Origin of the sequence: Streptomyces sp. NBC_00057, from assembly GCF_045041165.1 — a bacterium.
GTDB lineage: Bacteria > Actinomycetota > Actinomycetes > Streptomycetales > Streptomycetaceae > Streptomyces.
The window spans coordinates 1,900,072-1,915,921 of the sequence record NZ_CP108256.1 but is presented as its reverse complement, the minus strand read 5'-3'; the positions used below and the strand labels follow the sequence as shown (position 1 = coordinate 1,915,921).

The window sequence follows — 15,850 nt, the reverse complement described above, 5'->3', positions numbered from 1 at the left end:
GGCCAGAAGGAAGTTGAGCAGCGCCGAACGCCGCTCGACCGGGCGGCGTACGACCCGGGCAGCAGGATGCTGCGCCGCTTCCTCGACGGACTTGCGGACTGTCTGGAGCCGGGCGGCGAAGGCTGGCTGATCCTCTCCGACCTCGCGGAACGCCTCGGGCTGCGCAGCCGTACAGAACTGCCGGACGCGATCGCAGCGGCGGGCCTGCGCGTGCTGTCCCGCACGGTCACGAAGCCGCGCCATCCGCGTGCGACGGACCCGTCGATGGTGCCCCCGGCGTGGACTGCCCGGCAAACGGAGGCACCGTAAAAACCTCCGCCTACGACAGCGCCGACCGCCTCGTCGACACTGGTTACACCTACGACGCTTTCGGGCGCACCACCGCAGCTCCGGGGCACGGGAGTCTCGCGTACTACGCGAACGATCTCGCCTACCAGCAGACCGTGAGTGGCCAGCGCCAGACATGGCAGCTCGACGCCAAGATGCGCTTCCGTTCCTGGACGACCGAGACCGGCAGCGGTTCCACATGGACCCAGACCGGATCGAAGGTCAACCACTACGACAGCGACACGGACAATCCCCGTTGGATCACCGAAGATGCCGCAGGCACTGTGACCCGATACGTCGAGCCCGTCACAGGCGGCCTCGCCGCCACTACCGGTAAGACCGGTGACACGGTCCTGCAGATCACGGACAGCCACGGTGACGTGGCCCTCCAACTGCCCCTGAACAGCAGCCAGGCACCCGTTGCGCTGGACAACGACGAATACGGCAACCCCCGGGCGGGTCAGACGAAGGCTCGGTACGGCTGGCTGGGCAACCAGCAGCGTTCCTCGGAGACGCTGACCGGCCTTACCTTGATGGGCGTTCGGCTCTACGACCCCTCTCGCGGCCGCTTTCTCCAGTCGGACCCCATCTACGGAGGTTCCGCCAATGCATACGACTACGCCAACGCTGACCCGTGTAATGCCAGTGACTCCACCGGTATGTCCCCCAACTGCGGGAAGCGCCGGATCAAGAACGGCTATGGCATGCGGATCATCATCCAACGAGCCGGCGGTGGAATGGGCCGTGACATCAAGGGAAAGGGCTCGTACCCGTACATCGGTTACTACATCAACGTTCAGGTGACGGGATTCTTCAACCGATTCATGGCCAAGAACTTCACCTACGGCGAGGCGTGGGGGAGTTACCCCGGTCGAGGTAAAGCGCAGAAGCTGTACAAGATGCAGCAAAAGGGCAGCTGGCAGAACAGGGAAAAGATAGGCTGGGCCGTGCACTTCAAGGTCAAGGTCAGACCCGGCAGCAGGGTCTGGGCGTACGGCGCTGTCGTCGTACTCGGCTGGCGAGGGTACGCCGCGGACATGTCCTACTCCTGTAATGCCAAGACGTAACACCTATACGTGATCCAACGCACAGTGCGGCGATGTGGCGTGGCCTTCCGGTCTCGCCACATCGCTGTTCAATCCGCCAGTTTCGGTATAGATGGAAAGGAATCAATGAAACATGCGACGGTCCATGTCACAAATCGCCCGAGAAGCCCTGGAGAGAGGGCGTGCGGACTTCCAGCCGCTTTCGAACGGGCCAACGGCCGCTGATGTCTGGATCGACGCCAAGATCGGCCTGGTGCTGATGGTGCATCGTCGCGATGATGGCCTCGTGGCCGAAGAGCTCTACCATTCAGTCCGTGATGACAACGGCCAGTGGTCGGAATGTGATCACCTCAACGGGGGTATTGCCGGAATTGATATCGAATCCCCTGGAGCAGTCGCGCAAGCCCTCGGCGGGGCGTATATGGAAATCGTCTCCGAATCCACATCGCTGGTCTTTACCGGCTGTGAGGTGGACGAGGGGGCCGAAGACGAGGACTGCGACGAAGAAGCGGAGGGCCTCGCACCGCTCCGATCCCTGAACATCCTTGTCGGTGACAGGGTTGATGTCATCGAGCTTGAGTACCTCACTCACAGCTCATCTGCGGCATTCGAGCCGCTCTTCAGGGAGGTGACGTCCCCATTGGCCTTGATCGTGCTTCTGCCGGGCCAGCGGGTGCGCGCATCCCCCGCACGGAGAGACGGCGCGTCGACATCGAGGCTCGGCCCCGCATGGGAACTCGCCAACTGAGAGAAATGAGATGCCGTCCGGGCGGCTCCGTGGGCTCGTACGAAAAGGAGCACGTTGCTGAGCATTTTCAGCGTGGCCGCTGATGGGTCTGTCAAACGAGTTTTACAGTCCCCGCCTACGACTACGTCCGCGCCGATCCGCTCGATCGCTACGACCTTGACGGTAAGGGGGGCTGGTTCAAGAAGAAGTGGAAGCGGTTCAAGCGCAGTGGCGTCGGCCGATGGGTCAAACGGCACCGGGTGGGCCTGGCCGCAGGAGCCGCCGGAATCGGCGGCCTGATATCCATGGGACTCGCTGGCACCGCCTGCGCCGTAGCCGCCGGAATGCTGGCCGCTGGAGCTGCCAAGAAGTTGGGTAACCGGAGAGCCTCCTGGGGATCCGTGGGGCGGGCAGCCCTGTACGGCGGAGGAGTAGCCTCACTTGGCTGGGGACTCAGCGCAGGCGCCCGCTACGGTGCCGGCCGGGCAGCAGTCCGATGGGCCCCACGCGGCGGTCGCCACGCCAAGCGCTTCTACAACCACAGGAGATCCCGGTCATGGCTCTGGTGACGCGCACCTGAAGACTCCGAAAAATCGCTCCCCGGGGCTGGCCGCACAACATGTACGGCCAGCCCCGGATCGGGAGGAATTATGAGCAACAAAGCAAAGCAAACTTCACGAGCGATGTTCTGGACCGGGGTATTCGTCTTCGCGCTAGGGGTTGCTGCATCTCTGCTCTACGGACACATGGACGGCGAGCGGCTCTTCTTCTGCTCGACGATCATCCTCGGAGTCGGCTGGGTGGTCGAAAGGACATCAGACGACTGAACAGCACACCCGCCTCGGCGACAAGGCCGCCATTTTAGCGAGCAACCAAACGGAACTGTGGAAACGAGGACCGTTTTCCGCTCGATAACGACAGCCCTGAGCACGGGGAAGCCGGGTGCAGCTAACCCGTCGCAGGCGCTACCGGCCGTAAGCCTGGCCGGTAGCGCCTTCCGCGTTCCGTGCGCGGGATACAATACTTGCCCGCGGTGAGGCGAAGCCAGGGCCCCGGTCTTCCTGGGAGTAGGGACTGGCCGGAAGGAAGCTGAGGGCGTCAACCTCGCTGACCGCCGACGCTGCGGAGGCGGTTCTGGCGGCGCTGTTCCGACAGAGCAGTCAAGCCGAAGATCAAGCCCATGATGAGCCCTGCGCTCAGGGGCAGCAAGAGATCGCCAAGGAACCCGTCGGTTGGCTCAAGGCCATACAAAAAAGGGTGAAAGGTAGGCCCGCACACAAAGCCACGAGAAGGGGGGTGCCGGGCATCCCACCGCTGCAACCGTCGATACCCAGGGACTGCCGCCTCGGAGAAGATTCCTCGGCTGAAGCCGCTTGGCGCCTGCCCTCAAGAGACGACTAACTTCGGGCACCCCTGCCTCCGTGCCGCCCCGGCTGGCCTCCCACGACCAGCCGGGGTCTTGCTTGGTTGGAGGTTCTCAGCCGATGATGGCGACAGGGGCGTCCCAGGCGTTGCGGTCGACTGTGATGGTGTAACCGCCGCGCATTTCCTTGCTGTTGACCATGTACTGGTGGCCGCGGCTGTGGTTGGTGTACTGAGTTGGGTTCCACGGCCAGTCGGTGGTGGTCGTGTTCTTTTTGTCCCACAGCGCGTACCAGAGGTTGCCTGGCAGGTCCGTCTTGTTCGGGGCGGTGGCGATGGCCTTGGCACTGGAGCTGCTGAAGCCGTAGAGGCCGCCACGGTAGGTTGCGTTCCGCAGCGTTTTGGTGAAGGAGCGCACGTAGGTGAGGGTGGCGTCGTTGCACGCCTTGTCGGTGATGTCGTACGACTCCATGTTCAGGTAGATCGGGCTGCCGGCTTTCATCCCGAGGGCTGATGCCTTGGCCACCGCGTCCTTCGCGTTACTCGCACCGAGGGAGGCTGCCGTGGAAGCGGTGAACCTTTCCGGATTTGCGCTCTTCTGGCAGGGCGGCTGCGCGCCGACGTAGAGCGGTATGAGCTTCCAGCCGGTGGAGTTGACTGACTTCACCCAGGACTTGGTCAGGTTGGGCTGGGCGCAGCCACGGTTCTTGCCGCCGATGTAGACAGCGGCGGCGCCGTAAAACTTCGTGTTCCACGCTTTCATCGCTGCGAGCGAGGGCGCAGTGCACGTATCGAACGCCCGACCGGTGTAGGTCTTCTGCGCAGGCCAAACGGTGGCCGCCATGGACGTCTGTGCTGCGATTCCGGCGCCCGCAGTGACGACGACACCCGTCGTCGCCCAGGCGATGTAGCGGCCCTTTTTGGACAGTCGATGACTGGACAATCCCCACCCCATTCGTATGGCAGCCTACGGCCGCCGTGAATCCGACGCGCGTCTGCAGGAGACAGCTTGCGCTACGCCGCAACTCGACCGCAGTACGGGTGCAGCGTCTGCGTAGCGGCGCAGTCTCCGCTTCGGATGCCCGAAGCGGATCGCAGAATAGCCGACGTACGTATCGCGAAAGTGAGCAGCTTCGCGTGGGCTCGGTTGGCGGCTGCACCAACGCTGGCGCCGGTCCGTGTGCAATCCGACAGTCTTGATTCCGACAAGTGACTTGCCTAATGAACGGCCAGAAGGTGCCAGGTCGAGGGGGCGAGGGCACTGTCCGGGTGGCGCTTGCCGAGGAGGATGGCCCCGTCGCGGATGAGGACGAGGTGGGCGCCGATGATGCTGCGGCTGCGGTGGTCGCGCGGTTCGCGGACTTCCACCACAGGGAGCGTGGCTTCCTGGCGCTCACTGGGCTGGTTCGCGTGGTGGTGGTGGGCGTGCAGGACTGCGGCGGCTCCGGGGTCCGTGGTCATCTCGTCGATTTCCTCGATGCGGGTCCAGCGCAGCTGGATGCCTTCGCGGAGTTCGATCTCGTGCGCGGGGGTGTTCAGCGTGCCCTGGTAGACGCGCACGCGGCCCTTGAAGGCTCCGCTCACATCCAGGGTGTCCAGCGTGACGAAGGCGGTCAGGTCCGGGATGACGAGGCCGATCTCCTCGTCGAGTTCCCGGGCGATGGCTTCGTCGCAGCTCTCGCCCTTCTCGGTGTTGCCGCCGAGCAGGGCCCAGTGCCCGGGGCGCCAGATCGGTTTGTTCGCCGAGCGAAGGTGGAGCAGGTAGCGGCCGTCGTCGGTGAGCAGGGCCGCGGTGCCGGGAATCGTCGGCCAGTCGATCGCGACGCGAGTGTGCTTCTTGACGAACATGTGCGCAGCGCCGGTCGCGGGCGCGGGGTCGTTGGCGTTTAGGCCCGGACTTCGCGGGTCGTTGATTCGTATGGTGTGACCGGCTCGGGGGTGTCCCCGAGCCGGGGTGTGGCGTTGGGTGGGGTGTGTCGATGTCTTCCCGGTCCCCGCGGCCACGGTCCCAGCGTCAGCGCTTTGAAGTAGCGGTGACGTCCGTGGTGGAGAAGCGTCTGGGCGCTCTGCCTGTCGCTGCCGAGTTTCTGCGCCGGCTGGATGTCGCCGGGATTGTCGACGAGGTCTGTCCCGGTGGCGCGAGTGCGCTGGTGACGCACGGGCAGGTGATCGAGGCGCTGGTGGCCAACCGGCTGACCTCGCCCGCGCCGCTGGTGCGGGTGGAGGACTGGGCCAGGTGCTGGGCGGTGGAGGAGGTCTTCGGGATCGAGCCTGGGCTGCTGAACGACGACCGTCTGGCTCGTGCTCTGGACGCGATCGCTCCGGAGCTGGAGAAGATCGCGGGCACGGTCGGGGCGCGGGCGATCGGTGAGTTCGGGATCGATGTGTCCCGGATGCACTGGGACATGACCAGCATGTCCGTGCACGGGGCCTTCCCGGTCCAGGGCCAGGACGAGGACTTCCCCGTCATCAACTACGGGCATCCCAAGGACCGGCGGGTGGACTTGAAGCAGGTCCAGGCCGGACTCGCGGTGTCGGCCGATGGTGGCATTCCGCTCCATGCCCGGGTCTTCGGCGGGGCGGCGGCCGAGGTCAGCCAGGTCGTCGGGGCGATGAAGGACCTGCGGGCCATGGCCGACGAGCAGGAGTTCCTGATGGTTGCCGACTCCAAACTGGTATCCTACACCAACATCTCCGCCCTGCTGGCGGCCGGGGTGCAGTTCATTGCCCCGGCCCCGGCCGCGCAGGTCAAGGACGACGTCTACGCCGCACTCGACTTCTCGCAGGCCACCGTCGTGGACTGGACACCGGACCGGGACGCGGACAAGCCGGCCGAACAGCGCGAGTTCTACCGTGTGCTGGAGGACACCCACACCCTGAACGGGCCCCGCAAGAGCGATCCGCCGCTCACCGTGCGGCGGATCCTGGTCCACTCCACCGCGAACGCCGCGGGCCAGCAGGCCGCCCGGGCCAAACGCCTGGCCAAGGCCGCCGAGGAACTCGGCAAGCTCACCGCCGCAGCCGGCGGACGGCACTACAAGACCGCCGAGAAGATCACCGCCCGCGTCGGGGTGATCGCCGCCAAGCGCCGTGTCACCTCCTGCCTGCGCTTCACCGTTACCGAGAACGAGCACGGCATCCCGGCCCTGGCCTGGCACTTCGACACCGGCGTCCTGGACACCGAAGCCGCCGTCGATGGCTGGTACGCCTTGCTGACATCCACCCCGGCCGAGCAGGCCGACCCGGACCAGGTCCTGATCCACTACAAGGGTCAGGGCGCGGTCGAGCGCCGCTACCACGACTTCAAGGGCCCCCTCGCGGTCGCGCCCGTCTTCGTCCAGCACAACCGGCGTGTCGCCGCCCTGATCCAGGTCATCTGCCTGGCCCTGCTCGTCTTCTGTCTGATCGAGCGGCAGGTCAGACGCGCACTCGGCCCCGAACAGACCATGATCGGCCTCTACCCCGACAACCGCCGGGTCCGCCCCACCGGCCGCATGATCTTCTACCATCTCGGCGAACTCACCCTGCGGATCGGCCACATCACCGATCCGCCCACCGTCCAGATCACCCGTGGCGTCCAACTCCACCTCCTCGATCTCCTCGACACCGACATCGGACAAACCCGCTGGCCACAAACCTGAAACAGCGACCCGCGAAGTCCGGGTCTAGGGCGTGTGTGAGGTCGTGATCAGTATTCGTATTCTGCTGCCGCGCCGGGGTGGATCGCGATAGGACGACGGTGTGACGCGCCGACAGTTGAGCGATGACCAGTGGGAACTCATCGAGCCGTACCTGCCGATCGGCGAGTACGGCCCTTACCCGGTGAGGCTGCGTGACCAGTTCGAGGGAGTGATCTGGCGCTTCCGGTCCGGCGCTCAGTGGCGGGAGATGCCCGAGGAGTTCGGCCCCTGGCCCACCGTCTACGGCCGTTTCCGGGTATGGCGGGACGCGGGGGTGTTCACCGCGCTGCTGGAAGGGCTGATCGCTGAGGCCGCCCGGCAGGGGAAGACGGACCTGTCGCTGGTCAGCGTGGATTCCACGACCGCCCGCGCGCATCACGACGCCGCGGGGATGCGCATCGGTCCCGAGGTCATGGAGGCCCTGGAGGAAGCCGTGCGCGAACAGGAGCAGGCCCGGCAAAAGGGGGCGGCCGCGAGGAACAGAACGGACAGGACGACGGAGACGACCCCGGGCGGGAAGAACGGCGACGCGTCCGGCGCAGACGCAGAGCCCGCCTGAAACAGGCCCTGCTCGGCAGATCCAGAGGCGGCCTGACCTGCAAGATCCATCTCGCCTCCGACCGCAGGTGTCGGCCGCTGTCGATCGTGGTGACCGCCGGACAGGCCGCCGACAGCCCGCAGTTCGTCCCCGTCCTGCAAAAGGTCCGCGTCCGGCTACCCGTCGGCCGCCCGCGCACCCGGCCCGCCGCCGTGGCCGGGGACAAGGCCTACTCCTCCCGCGCCAACCGCGCCTACCTGCGCAGACGCGGCATCAAGGCCGTCATCCCGGAGAAGAAGGACCAGTCCACCCACCGCAAGAACAGAGGCAGCAGGGGCGGCCGGCCCGTCACCCACGACGCGGATCTCTACAAGGACCGCAACACCGTCGAGCGCATGATCAACAAACTGAAAGCCTGGCGAGGCATCGCCACCCGCTACGACAAGAGCCCCGAGAGCTACGACGCCGGCCTCCACCTCCGGGCCTCCATGATCTGGATCAACGACCTCACATAGACGACCCGATGATCACGACCTCACACACGCCCTAGTTCCACACGGTCCGTGTCGGTAAATGTCATGTGGGGTGTGGTGCTGCTGGCTGCTGGGGGCGCGTTCGTGTGGTGGGGCTTCGTTCAGCTCCGCGTCGGGCAGGACAAGCAGCAGGGCGCCGTGAAAGCACATATCGGGACGATGATGCACAAGGCGCTGAACGGCCAGTCGGGAGCGGACATGTGGGCAACTCATTAGTTGGTGCTAGTCACCAGCATGTTCGGCACTCGCGTGTCCTGGACCTTTCCCGCGCGATATCCTCGGGCGGATCGCACGGCCTCACGCCATCCACTGGTGAGGACGGCGTATGCAACATTCGCATTGGCTTCGGGGGTGTGATGGCGGCGGGCAATGGTCAACGATCTGCGGTCCAAGACGGCGCTGTTTCGGATGGTCAGGGCGGTACCGTCATCCGTTTCTCTTATGGGCAGGCCGGCAATGAGGTTCCTGGTACCTCTACAGCAGTCGCACAGTGCCTAGCGGAAATTCGCCTCCACCTCGCGGCTGGTTCGGATGACCAGACGGCTAAGGCCGTAGCGCTCGTATACCGCGCGTTCGACGAGATCGCCGATGCGGAACGAATGGTGGGATCGGTCGCACAACAGCTGAGTGACGCTTTGGCAGTCACCAGCGTCCCGGAGGCGCTGATAGCGCGCCTTCGAGAGTTGATGGAGCTCGCCTCGAACGCCCGCAGGCGTCAGGGTGTCGTTCCTCGTCCTGCGCTGGAGCTGCTAGGCCAGGCAGAGGCTGGCCTGCAAGAGGCATCTGCGATGGAGTCTGCGAATGATCGTTTCGCCACGGCTCACCTGGCAGCACTACGCACCGCCGCCGCTGTGCTTGCTGCGCGAGGGCGGCCGTCGGGAGACACGGGCGTACGGAGCGGCAGGCGAATCCGTAGCGCTTGGGAGGTGCTCCCTGAAATTGCTCCGGAGCTGACTGAGTGGAGCGCTCTATTCGCGGCAGGGGCTCGAACGCGCGCTCGCGCGGAGGCCGGCATCGAGGGCGCGGTCAGCATGCGCGAAGCGGAGGACTTGATTCGCGAGGTCGCGATGTTTCTGCGGATTAGCCGACGGATGCTCCTGTTTGACTCCCGGCAGCATGGGGAGCTGCGACTGCCGGACCCGGAGTCCGAGTTCCGTCCACTCGCCGACGAGCGAGCAGCGCTCGAAAACCTACCGCTCGACGTACCCCTCGGTCACACCCCGCCGGGCCCTCCGCTGGGCGATGACGATGATGAATGGGACGAGTAATTGGGGGATATAGCCAAGGGCGTTCTCGGTGGCGGGTGGAGTCTGTTGGTCGGCTGGATCCTGCCGACAGCCATCAACTTGGCTATTCTGGCTATCACCATGGGCCCCAGCTTGCGCCAGGCCCCAATGACGCACCAGATCTTCGCTGCCTCGCCGGGTGCTAAGCCTCGATCCACCGACGTGCTCTGAACGTGATCTCTTGATCGTTTTGTGAGCTGGTTTCGGTCGGTGGTCGTGGATGGGCAGGTTGTTTCTGCTGGTCTGCCCAGCTTTTCCACGAGTTCGGTTCCGGTCGGGCCTTGGCGGGCGGGGTGGTCAGGGGATCAGGCCGGTGCGGGTGGGTCGTGGACGGTGTCGAAGAGGTGTGTCCAGGCTTGCTGCCAGGGCCAGTTGTGTGGCAGGTGCAGGGTGATGCGTCGTGCGGATCGTGCGATCCGGGCGGGGACCTGGACCAGGTGGGTGCGGAGGGTGGCGGTGGTGGCCTTGGCGTGGAAGGGCGAGGTCAGTGCACCGGCGGCCCGGAGCAGGTTGTAGGTCATCGCCCACAGGGTGAGCCAGGCCGCGTTGGCGTGGAAGTGCCCGGAGGGCAGGTGGGCCAGGGCGCCGGCTTTGGTGTCCGCGATGACCTGCTCGACCACCGCATGGTGCCGGTGTTCCCGCTCGGCCTGCAGGGTTGCGGCGGGCTGGTCGGTGAAGAAGGGGTGGTAGCGCCAGACGGGAAACAGTTCGCCCTGTTCACCCATGACGGCGGGTTTGGCCAGGTCACGGACCCGGCGCACGATCAGCCGGGCGGTGACCCGCTCGCTCTTTTTGCGGCTCGCGAAGGCGGTGTATTGGGGTATCTCGGCGACTTCGGCGTCCGAGATGAGTTCACCGGTGGCGGGGTCGGGCACCGCGGTCGGGTAACTGATGTGTTGCCAGGCGTCGTCGGGAATGCTGTGGACGGCTCGTTTGATGGAGGGGTTCATGCCGGTGGTGATCGAGAAGTGGGCTCCGGCCCGGTGGCAGGCGGCGATCACCCCGGCGTTGTAGAACTGCGAGTCCGCGCGCAGGATCCGGGTACCGGTGCAGCCGGCCTCGACGGCGGTGGCCAGCGCCTCACTGACGAACTTCGGGGCCCCGCGGGAATCGGCTGCCTTCCCACGGCGCATCCGCACGGTGGCGATCACCGGGCGGGAGTGCGGGGTGCAGACCGTGGCGAGAAGGGGGTGCAGGGTGCGGATGCCCTTGAACCGGCCGTACTCGGCGCCCTGCTTGGCCCGGCCGTAAACGCGTTTGTGGGTGGAGTCGACGTCGATGAACGCCTTCTCCCGGGCGCCGGGCAGCAGTGGAGTGTGCGCGGCCAGCGCGGCCAGGAATCCGCGGTGCACGGCATGGAGTTGAAGCGCATGGCCGTGGGTGAACGCACGCAGGAACGTGCCCAGCGTGGACGGGGCGCGAATCCCGCAGAACAGGGCCGGCATCGCGCCGTGCCGCAGGACGTCCAGGTCGTCGATGCTGTCCGCACCCGCGACCATCCCGGCCACGATGCTGGTGACCTTGGCATCCGCTGCGGCCCCCGCACTGTTCTTCGCCCCGTTCAGCTTCACCTTGTCCGTCACCAGAGCGGCAAGATCGCACCGCTCGGCCAGCCGCATGACCGGGACCAGCCCGGCATGCGCGATCAGATTCGGGTCATCGAACACAGCGGAGACCGCTGCCGGAGTGTGGGAAGCTTGCATCTACGAGGTGCCTTGCTGATTGTGCGTGCTGGAAGCGTCAGAACTCCCATCATCGCAGGTCAGCAGGCACCTCTTCTCGATTGCTCATCCACAGGACGCGAGTCACTCGGTGGATCGAGGCGTACGTCCAGCAGTCCGAAACGTCGGACGCGAAGGAGGTTCGATGTAATTCGGGCGACAAGTTCAGGGCAGCCAGCCGGTGCAAGTCCGGTCCGAGGAGACGCCAGAGTCCTCGGTAGCGGGGCTCCCGGCATCGGTCGAGAGGCCGGTGTCGAAGTGGAGCGACGATCACCCCTTGGGGGTGCGCAACCGGCCGGTCCGCAACATCAAGTGAAGCCTGCAGCGTCGTCAGCACCGACCCGCGTGAGCGGGGCCAAGGAGGAGCCGAGCCCGTGCCTTAGAGGGCGAAGGCCAGGGAAGACGCCTGGGAATCTGGAGCGGGCGTCGAAGAACCTCCCGGCGTAAGGGGCGTGGAACGGCCGGAAGGTTGTCCTGGGAACTGGAGAGGGCCTCCTCGGCCCCGGGTCTGCGGCCCGGGAAGCAGGGCCCGCCTATAACCGGTGGAGCCGGGAAGTGGCGGGCTGCCGAGAGGCAGTCGGAGGGGGTCGTAGTAGTGCCGATCGGCGGGACAACACAACCCGTCAGGAGCGAAGGGCCCCTGCTTCATCGATGCGTGTCGCGTGTGAGGAGGTGGCTCGGGTGAGTGCCGGAGTGGCTAGTTCCGCCCGCCGGAAGGAAGGCGTCGCACGACTGGATGGCCGGCCTTTGGACAAGGTCCGTGCCTTGCAGTGGACGCTCTACCGCTGTGCCAAGCAAGATCCTGAACGTCGGTTTCATTCCCTGTACGGCCATGTCTCCCGCAGAGATGTCTTGTGGCGGGCCTGGTCCGGCGTGTGTGCGAACCGGGGCGCTCCCGGCGTGGACGGGGTGACCGTCGATGCCGTGGCCGCCGCCGGGGTGGAGGAGTTCCTCAACGACTTGTCGCAGCAACTGCGGGCGCATACGTATCGCCCGTCACCGCTGCGGCAGGTCCTGATCCCCAAGCCGGGGCGGCCGGGAGAGTTCCGGCCGCTCTCGATCCCCACGGTGGCGGACCGGGTGGTGATGACCGCCGCGAAACTGGTTCTCGAACCGGTCTTCGAAGCGGACTTCCTGCCGGTCAGCTATGGGTTCAGGCCCAAGCGGTCCGCGATTGACGCGTGCGAGAGCGTGCGCGTGGAGGCGAACCGGGGCCGGGAGTGGGTGCTTGAGGCCGACATCCGCGACTGTTTCGGATCGATTCGGCATGACGCCCTCGTGGCCCAGGTGGCCCGGCGCGTCGTGGACGGCCCGATGTTGAAGCTGATCCGGATGTGGCTCCGGGCGGGGGTTCTGGAGGACGGGGCGACCGGCTCACCAGGAGCAGGGACCCCACAGGGCTCACCGATCTCACCGTTGCTCGCCAATATTGCTCTGCACGTCCTGGACGTGGCATGGCAGCGAGACGGGCACCGGCTCGGGGTGTTGGTGAGGTATTGCGACGACTTCGTGATTCTGTGCCCGACCAGGGAACGTGCCGTGCAGGCGCGGGAACTGGCCGGGACGGTGCTGGTCGGCCTCGGGTTGCAGCTGCATCCGGAGAAGACCGGCATCGTCCATCTCGCCAGGGGTGGGCAGGGTTTCGATTTCCTCGGCTTCCACCACCGGAAGGTGGAATCGTGGCGCCGCCGTGGCAGGTTCCACCTGCAACGATGGCCGTCTCAGCGGGCGATGGGGGTGCTGCGGGACAAGATCCGGGCGGCGACCGACCGTCGGCACGTGGGACGGTCGCTGTCGGCCGTGGTCGCCGACTTGAACCCGGTCCTGCGAGGCTGGGCGGCGTACTTCCGTAACGGCAATTCCGCCGGGAAGTTCTCCACGATCGACAGCTACGTCCACGAGCGTCTCGCGATCTTCGACAATCGCAAGCGCGGCATCCCGGGCAGAAAGTGGGGCAAGCGCCACGATGGCGCGTGGTTCGCCAGGCTCGGAGCCTTTCGCCTGTCTGGAAACGTGCGCAGGGTGGCGGTGCATGCCAGCCGGTGAACGATGTCGGTAAGCCGTGTGCGCGAGAAGCGCATGCACGGTTTGACGGGCGGGGGCTGGAAACGGAGCCTCACAGGCCACCGCGCCAGTCCCCGACCCTACTGAGCCCGGCCGTCGATTTCCTGGCATGCTATTTTCCCCATCACCGTTTCCGGATTGGGTTAGCCATCAGGCCCAAGAATCTCCCTCCAAATTCCTCCCGACTGGGTCGGGAATACAACAAGGCGCCTCATGGCGCACTGGAAACGGTCCGCGACCTGGACCGCGTCGGGGTAGGCGGTGCGTACAGCCTCGGCGTAAGCACTGGCCCGGTCCCGGCAGACGATCTCCGCTCCGGGGTGTGCGCGGAGCCACGCGGCGAGCGTGTCCACGGTCCGGTCGGGCAGGACATCCACGCGTTCGCCGGTCTCCATGTCCAAGATGATCGTCCCGTAGACGTGGCCCTTCTTCAGGGCGAAATCGTCCACACCCAGCACCCGTGGTGCAGCGCCGGCCTGTTTGTCCGGAAGCCTGCGCATCAGTCTGAGCAGGGAGTTCGCGCTCGTCGGGACGGAAAGATGCTTGGTCAGCCGGGCCGCCGGGCGCCCGGCGAGGGCCAGCGCGATCTTCTCCAGCGTTCGGCGCAGGAGCGGTGTCCGTCGAGCAAATCGCTCGGTGAACCCATCCACCTGCTCGACGAAGGTACGGCGTCCGCACGCTGACGCCGGGCACAGGAACCTCCGCACCAGCAGGTCAATCACGACCTTCCGTCCGGCAACCGCGAGGTCGGCCAGGCGCCGCCGGTAGCCGCCGTGGACACGGCCGGACACCGAGCCGCACCCGGGACAGGCCGCCTCCCGAGTCACCGTCCGCGCGGTGAGGGCGACCCCGTCGCCGTCCACCATTACCTCTTCCACCACCACGGACGTCAGATGGGAGAAGGCCGTCGAGAACACGCCAAAATCACACGAACGACCATCATTCCAGCCTGCAGTGACGCCACGTCACCGGCCCACAAGAAGTGGATCAGAACCGCACTACGAGGCCGTTGACAGCCCCGCAGATGACCGTCGGCCCAGATGTGCGCGCAGATCATGAGGGCGGTCAGTTCTACGTCGTAGGTCGCTTCCCAGCCGCAGCGCTGAGGGATGCGCACGTGTCGGCGCTGGGCGTTGATGATCTCCGGAAGCTGAGCGACGTCGTTGTTCGATGTCGGGCGGAACGGTCCAGGTGACGTGCCGCAGGCAGACACTCGACCTGTCGGACCTGGTCGTCCGCACCCCCTCGTTGCATCCCTGCGGGGCCGCCCGCACCCTCATCACGACGGTCGTCGACGCCTCCGCCCCGCCACGGACGGGGCGGACCACTCCTGGGCGATGACTCGAGAGCTGCTTCGGCAGCCGCTTCGGCCGGCCCTGGCCGGGCGGCGAAGCGGGGTGCTCTGCCCCACCCTGGTCACCGCATCACCGGGACACGCGCCTGCCGCAGCGGCCCAAGCGCAGGCCGAGAATGGCGAAGTCGGCGAGTGCGTGCGGAGATCAGCGCCGGGGCACGAGCGGCAGAGGCCGCCGCCGCACGCGTGCGCGCCGGAGCGGGCCGGTGCGACGCGATGTGTGCTGGGGCGAGCCGTGGCAGCGCCAAGCCCAGCTGCGCACCGCCGGACGCACGAACCTGCTCGGGCCTCGCACCGGCTCCGCCCACGACGTGGCGTGGTCAGCGCCTGAAGCTGTCCTTCGACCTCTCCTTGATGTCCCGGGCCTTGCCCCGGGCCTCCAGTGCGGCTCCCTTTGCTGCGGTGGTCTCGTTACCCACCGCGTGGGCCACCTTCTTGACGGCCTTCCCGACAACCTGCTCGGTCTTGGCCTTGGCCTTCTCTCCGGCACTCATGTCGGTCCTTTCGTAGGCACTCACTCATCCGCCTGCCCCTGGCCCCGGAGCGGAAACAATGGGCATCGCAGCGCCGCGCCTCCTCCGACGGCCGTGCTCTCCAGCAGCTCACCGCAGCGATGCCCACACACTTCATTGTGTTCCCGGCAGAAGTGTTTGGTGGCGCTCGATTTGCGGTTTCTGGAGCGCAGGTGCCTTGACCTTCCCGTTTCGGTCGGGTCGGCTGAGCTGGGTTGACTGTGGAGGTTCGTGGCTGTCAGCGGGTGGGAATGGCCCGGCGCTCAGGTCGGGTGCTCCGGGTTCCTCGGGTCGTGGGTAGGCAGAGGCCGCGCCGCTGGTCCGCAGCACACTCCACATGGTCGGCCCACGCAAACATGACGGAGTGACCCGCCCGAAAACCTGAGAATCAGAGAACCAGCAGGTCAGAGGCCCTTTGCCGCAGGCTCAAGAATCGCCACGCACTCCACGTGCGAGGTCATCGAAACCATGTCGCAAGATGCGAGACCTTGCATAGTCCCAGGTCAGCAGCGGTTTTCGCCTACCCGGAGGGGCCTTGCGGACGCTCGGAGCGTCAAATGAGCGTCATCTCCGGTCGGCGCGGCACTCCCTCGCGGCAGACAAGAGTGCTTCCTCAGGAGCGTCCCGCTCAGCTTTCACACCACCCGTGTTACCCGGCCGGGTACGTCTGCCAAGTCGTACAGCAGGACGTCGGCCACCG

The 15,850-nt window shown here is 66.2% G+C and carries 10 protein-coding genes and 4 pseudogenes; 9 read left to right on the top strand and 5 right to left on the bottom strand.

Annotated features, from left to right (window positions below):
• Positions 1–33: 33 nt before the first annotated feature.
• The 4 genes and pseudogenes from OG953_RS09115 to OG953_RS09100 all read left to right on the top strand — a co-directional run.
• Positions 34–309: pseudogene (locus OG953_RS09115) on the top strand (methyltransferase); the annotation flags it as partial.
• Positions 267–1,394 (top strand): annotated as a pseudogene (locus tag OG953_RS09110) (RHS repeat-associated core domain-containing protein); the annotation flags it as partial. The pseudogenes OG953_RS09115 and OG953_RS09110, both read left to right, overlap by 43 nt.
• A gap of 124 nt (positions 1,395–1,518) precedes the next feature.
• Positions 1,519–2,121, top strand: a complete 603-nt coding sequence (locus OG953_RS09105) for a hypothetical protein (protein WP_405683380.1) — start codon at positions 1,519–1,521, stop codon at positions 2,119–2,121.
• Between the two features lie 629 nt (positions 2,122–2,750).
• Entirely contained in the window at positions 2,751–2,927 is a 177-nt protein-coding gene (locus OG953_RS09100; RefSeq protein ID WP_405683379.1) for a hypothetical protein, read from the top strand.
• 650 nt (positions 2,928–3,577) lie between these two features.
• Here the strand turns inward: OG953_RS09100 and OG953_RS09095 are convergent.
• Both OG953_RS09095 and OG953_RS09090 read right to left on the bottom strand, forming a co-directional pair.
• Positions 3,578–4,405, bottom strand: a complete 828-nt coding sequence (locus OG953_RS09095) for a glycoside hydrolase domain-containing protein (RefSeq protein WP_405683378.1) — start codon at positions 4,403–4,405, stop codon at positions 3,578–3,580.
• Positions 4,406–4,680: 275 nt separating this feature from the next.
• Positions 4,681–5,310, bottom strand: coding sequence for an NUDIX domain-containing protein (locus OG953_RS09090; RefSeq protein ID WP_405683377.1), 630 nt, complete (start codon positions 5,308–5,310; stop codon positions 4,681–4,683).
• A gap of 194 nt (positions 5,311–5,504) precedes the next feature.
• Here OG953_RS09090 and OG953_RS09085 point away from each other — a divergent pair, with 194 nt between their 5' ends.
• The 4 genes and pseudogenes from OG953_RS09085 to OG953_RS09070 all read left to right on the top strand — a co-directional run.
• Positions 5,505–7,103 (top strand): IS1634 family transposase, encoded by a 1,599-nt coding sequence (locus OG953_RS09085; protein WP_405682397.1) that lies wholly within the window; start codon positions 5,505–5,507, stop codon positions 7,101–7,103.
• Between the two features lie 100 nt (positions 7,104–7,203).
• Positions 7,204–8,195 (top strand): annotated as a pseudogene (locus OG953_RS09080) (IS5 family transposase).
• 48 nt (positions 8,196–8,243) lie between these two features.
• Positions 8,244–8,429 carry a hypothetical protein gene (locus tag OG953_RS09075; protein WP_405683376.1) on the top strand — a complete coding sequence of 62 codons (186 nt, stop codon included), beginning with the start codon at positions 8,244–8,246 and terminating at the stop codon, positions 8,427–8,429.
• A 512-nt stretch (positions 8,430–8,941) separates the two neighbouring features.
• Positions 8,942–9,481: pseudogene (locus OG953_RS09070) on the top strand (SAV_6107 family HEPN domain-containing protein); the annotation flags it as partial.
• Between the two features lie 323 nt (positions 9,482–9,804).
• Here the strand turns inward: OG953_RS09070 and OG953_RS09065 are convergent.
• Positions 9,805–11,202: an IS1380 family transposase gene (locus tag OG953_RS09065; protein WP_405681813.1), complete on the bottom strand. Its 1,398-nt coding sequence runs from the start codon at positions 11,200–11,202 to the stop codon at positions 9,805–9,807.
• 669 nt (positions 11,203–11,871) lie between these two features.
• Here OG953_RS09065 and ltrA point away from each other — a divergent pair.
• Positions 11,872–13,266 carry a group II intron reverse transcriptase/maturase gene (gene ltrA, locus OG953_RS09060; RefSeq protein ID WP_405681812.1) on the top strand — a complete coding sequence of 465 codons (1,395 nt, stop codon included), beginning with the start codon at positions 11,872–11,874 and terminating at the stop codon, positions 13,264–13,266.
• A 161-nt stretch (positions 13,267–13,427) separates the two neighbouring features.
• On the opposite strand, the gene OG953_RS09055 is transcribed toward ltrA, so the two are convergent.
• Positions 13,428–14,201, bottom strand: a complete 774-nt coding sequence (locus OG953_RS09055) for an ISL3 family transposase (RefSeq protein WP_405683375.1) — start codon at positions 14,199–14,201, stop codon at positions 13,428–13,430.
• 757 nt (positions 14,202–14,958) lie between these two features.
• Positions 14,959–15,132 (bottom strand): hypothetical protein, encoded by a 174-nt coding sequence (locus tag OG953_RS09050; protein ID WP_405683374.1) that lies wholly within the window; start codon positions 15,130–15,132, stop codon positions 14,959–14,961.
• Between the last annotated feature and the right edge of the window lie 718 nt (positions 15,133–15,850).

Bases quoted from the DNA above. Each gene is read 5' to 3' on its own strand.
- OG953_RS09105 (WP_405683380.1), top strand. From the start codon at position 1,519: ATGTCACAAATCGCCCGAGAAGCCCTGGAGAGAGGGCGTGCGGACTTC.
- OG953_RS09100 (WP_405683379.1), top strand. From the start codon at position 2,751: ATGAGCAACAAAGCAAAGCAAACTTCACGAGCGATGTTCTGGACCGGG.
- OG953_RS09090 (WP_405683377.1), bottom strand. From the start codon at position 5,310: ATGTTCGTCAAGAAGCACACTCGCGTCGCGATCGACTGGCCGACGATT.
- OG953_RS09065 (WP_405681813.1), bottom strand. From the start codon at position 11,202: ATGCAAGCTTCCCACACTCCGGCAGCGGTCTCCGCTGTGTTCGATGAC.
- ltrA (WP_405681812.1), top strand. From the start codon at position 11,872: ATGCGTGTCGCGTGTGAGGAGGTGGCTCGGGTGAGTGCCGGAGTGGCT.
- OG953_RS09050 (WP_405683374.1), bottom strand. From the start codon at position 15,132: ATGAGTGCCGGAGAGAAGGCCAAGGCCAAGACCGAGCAGGTTGTCGGG.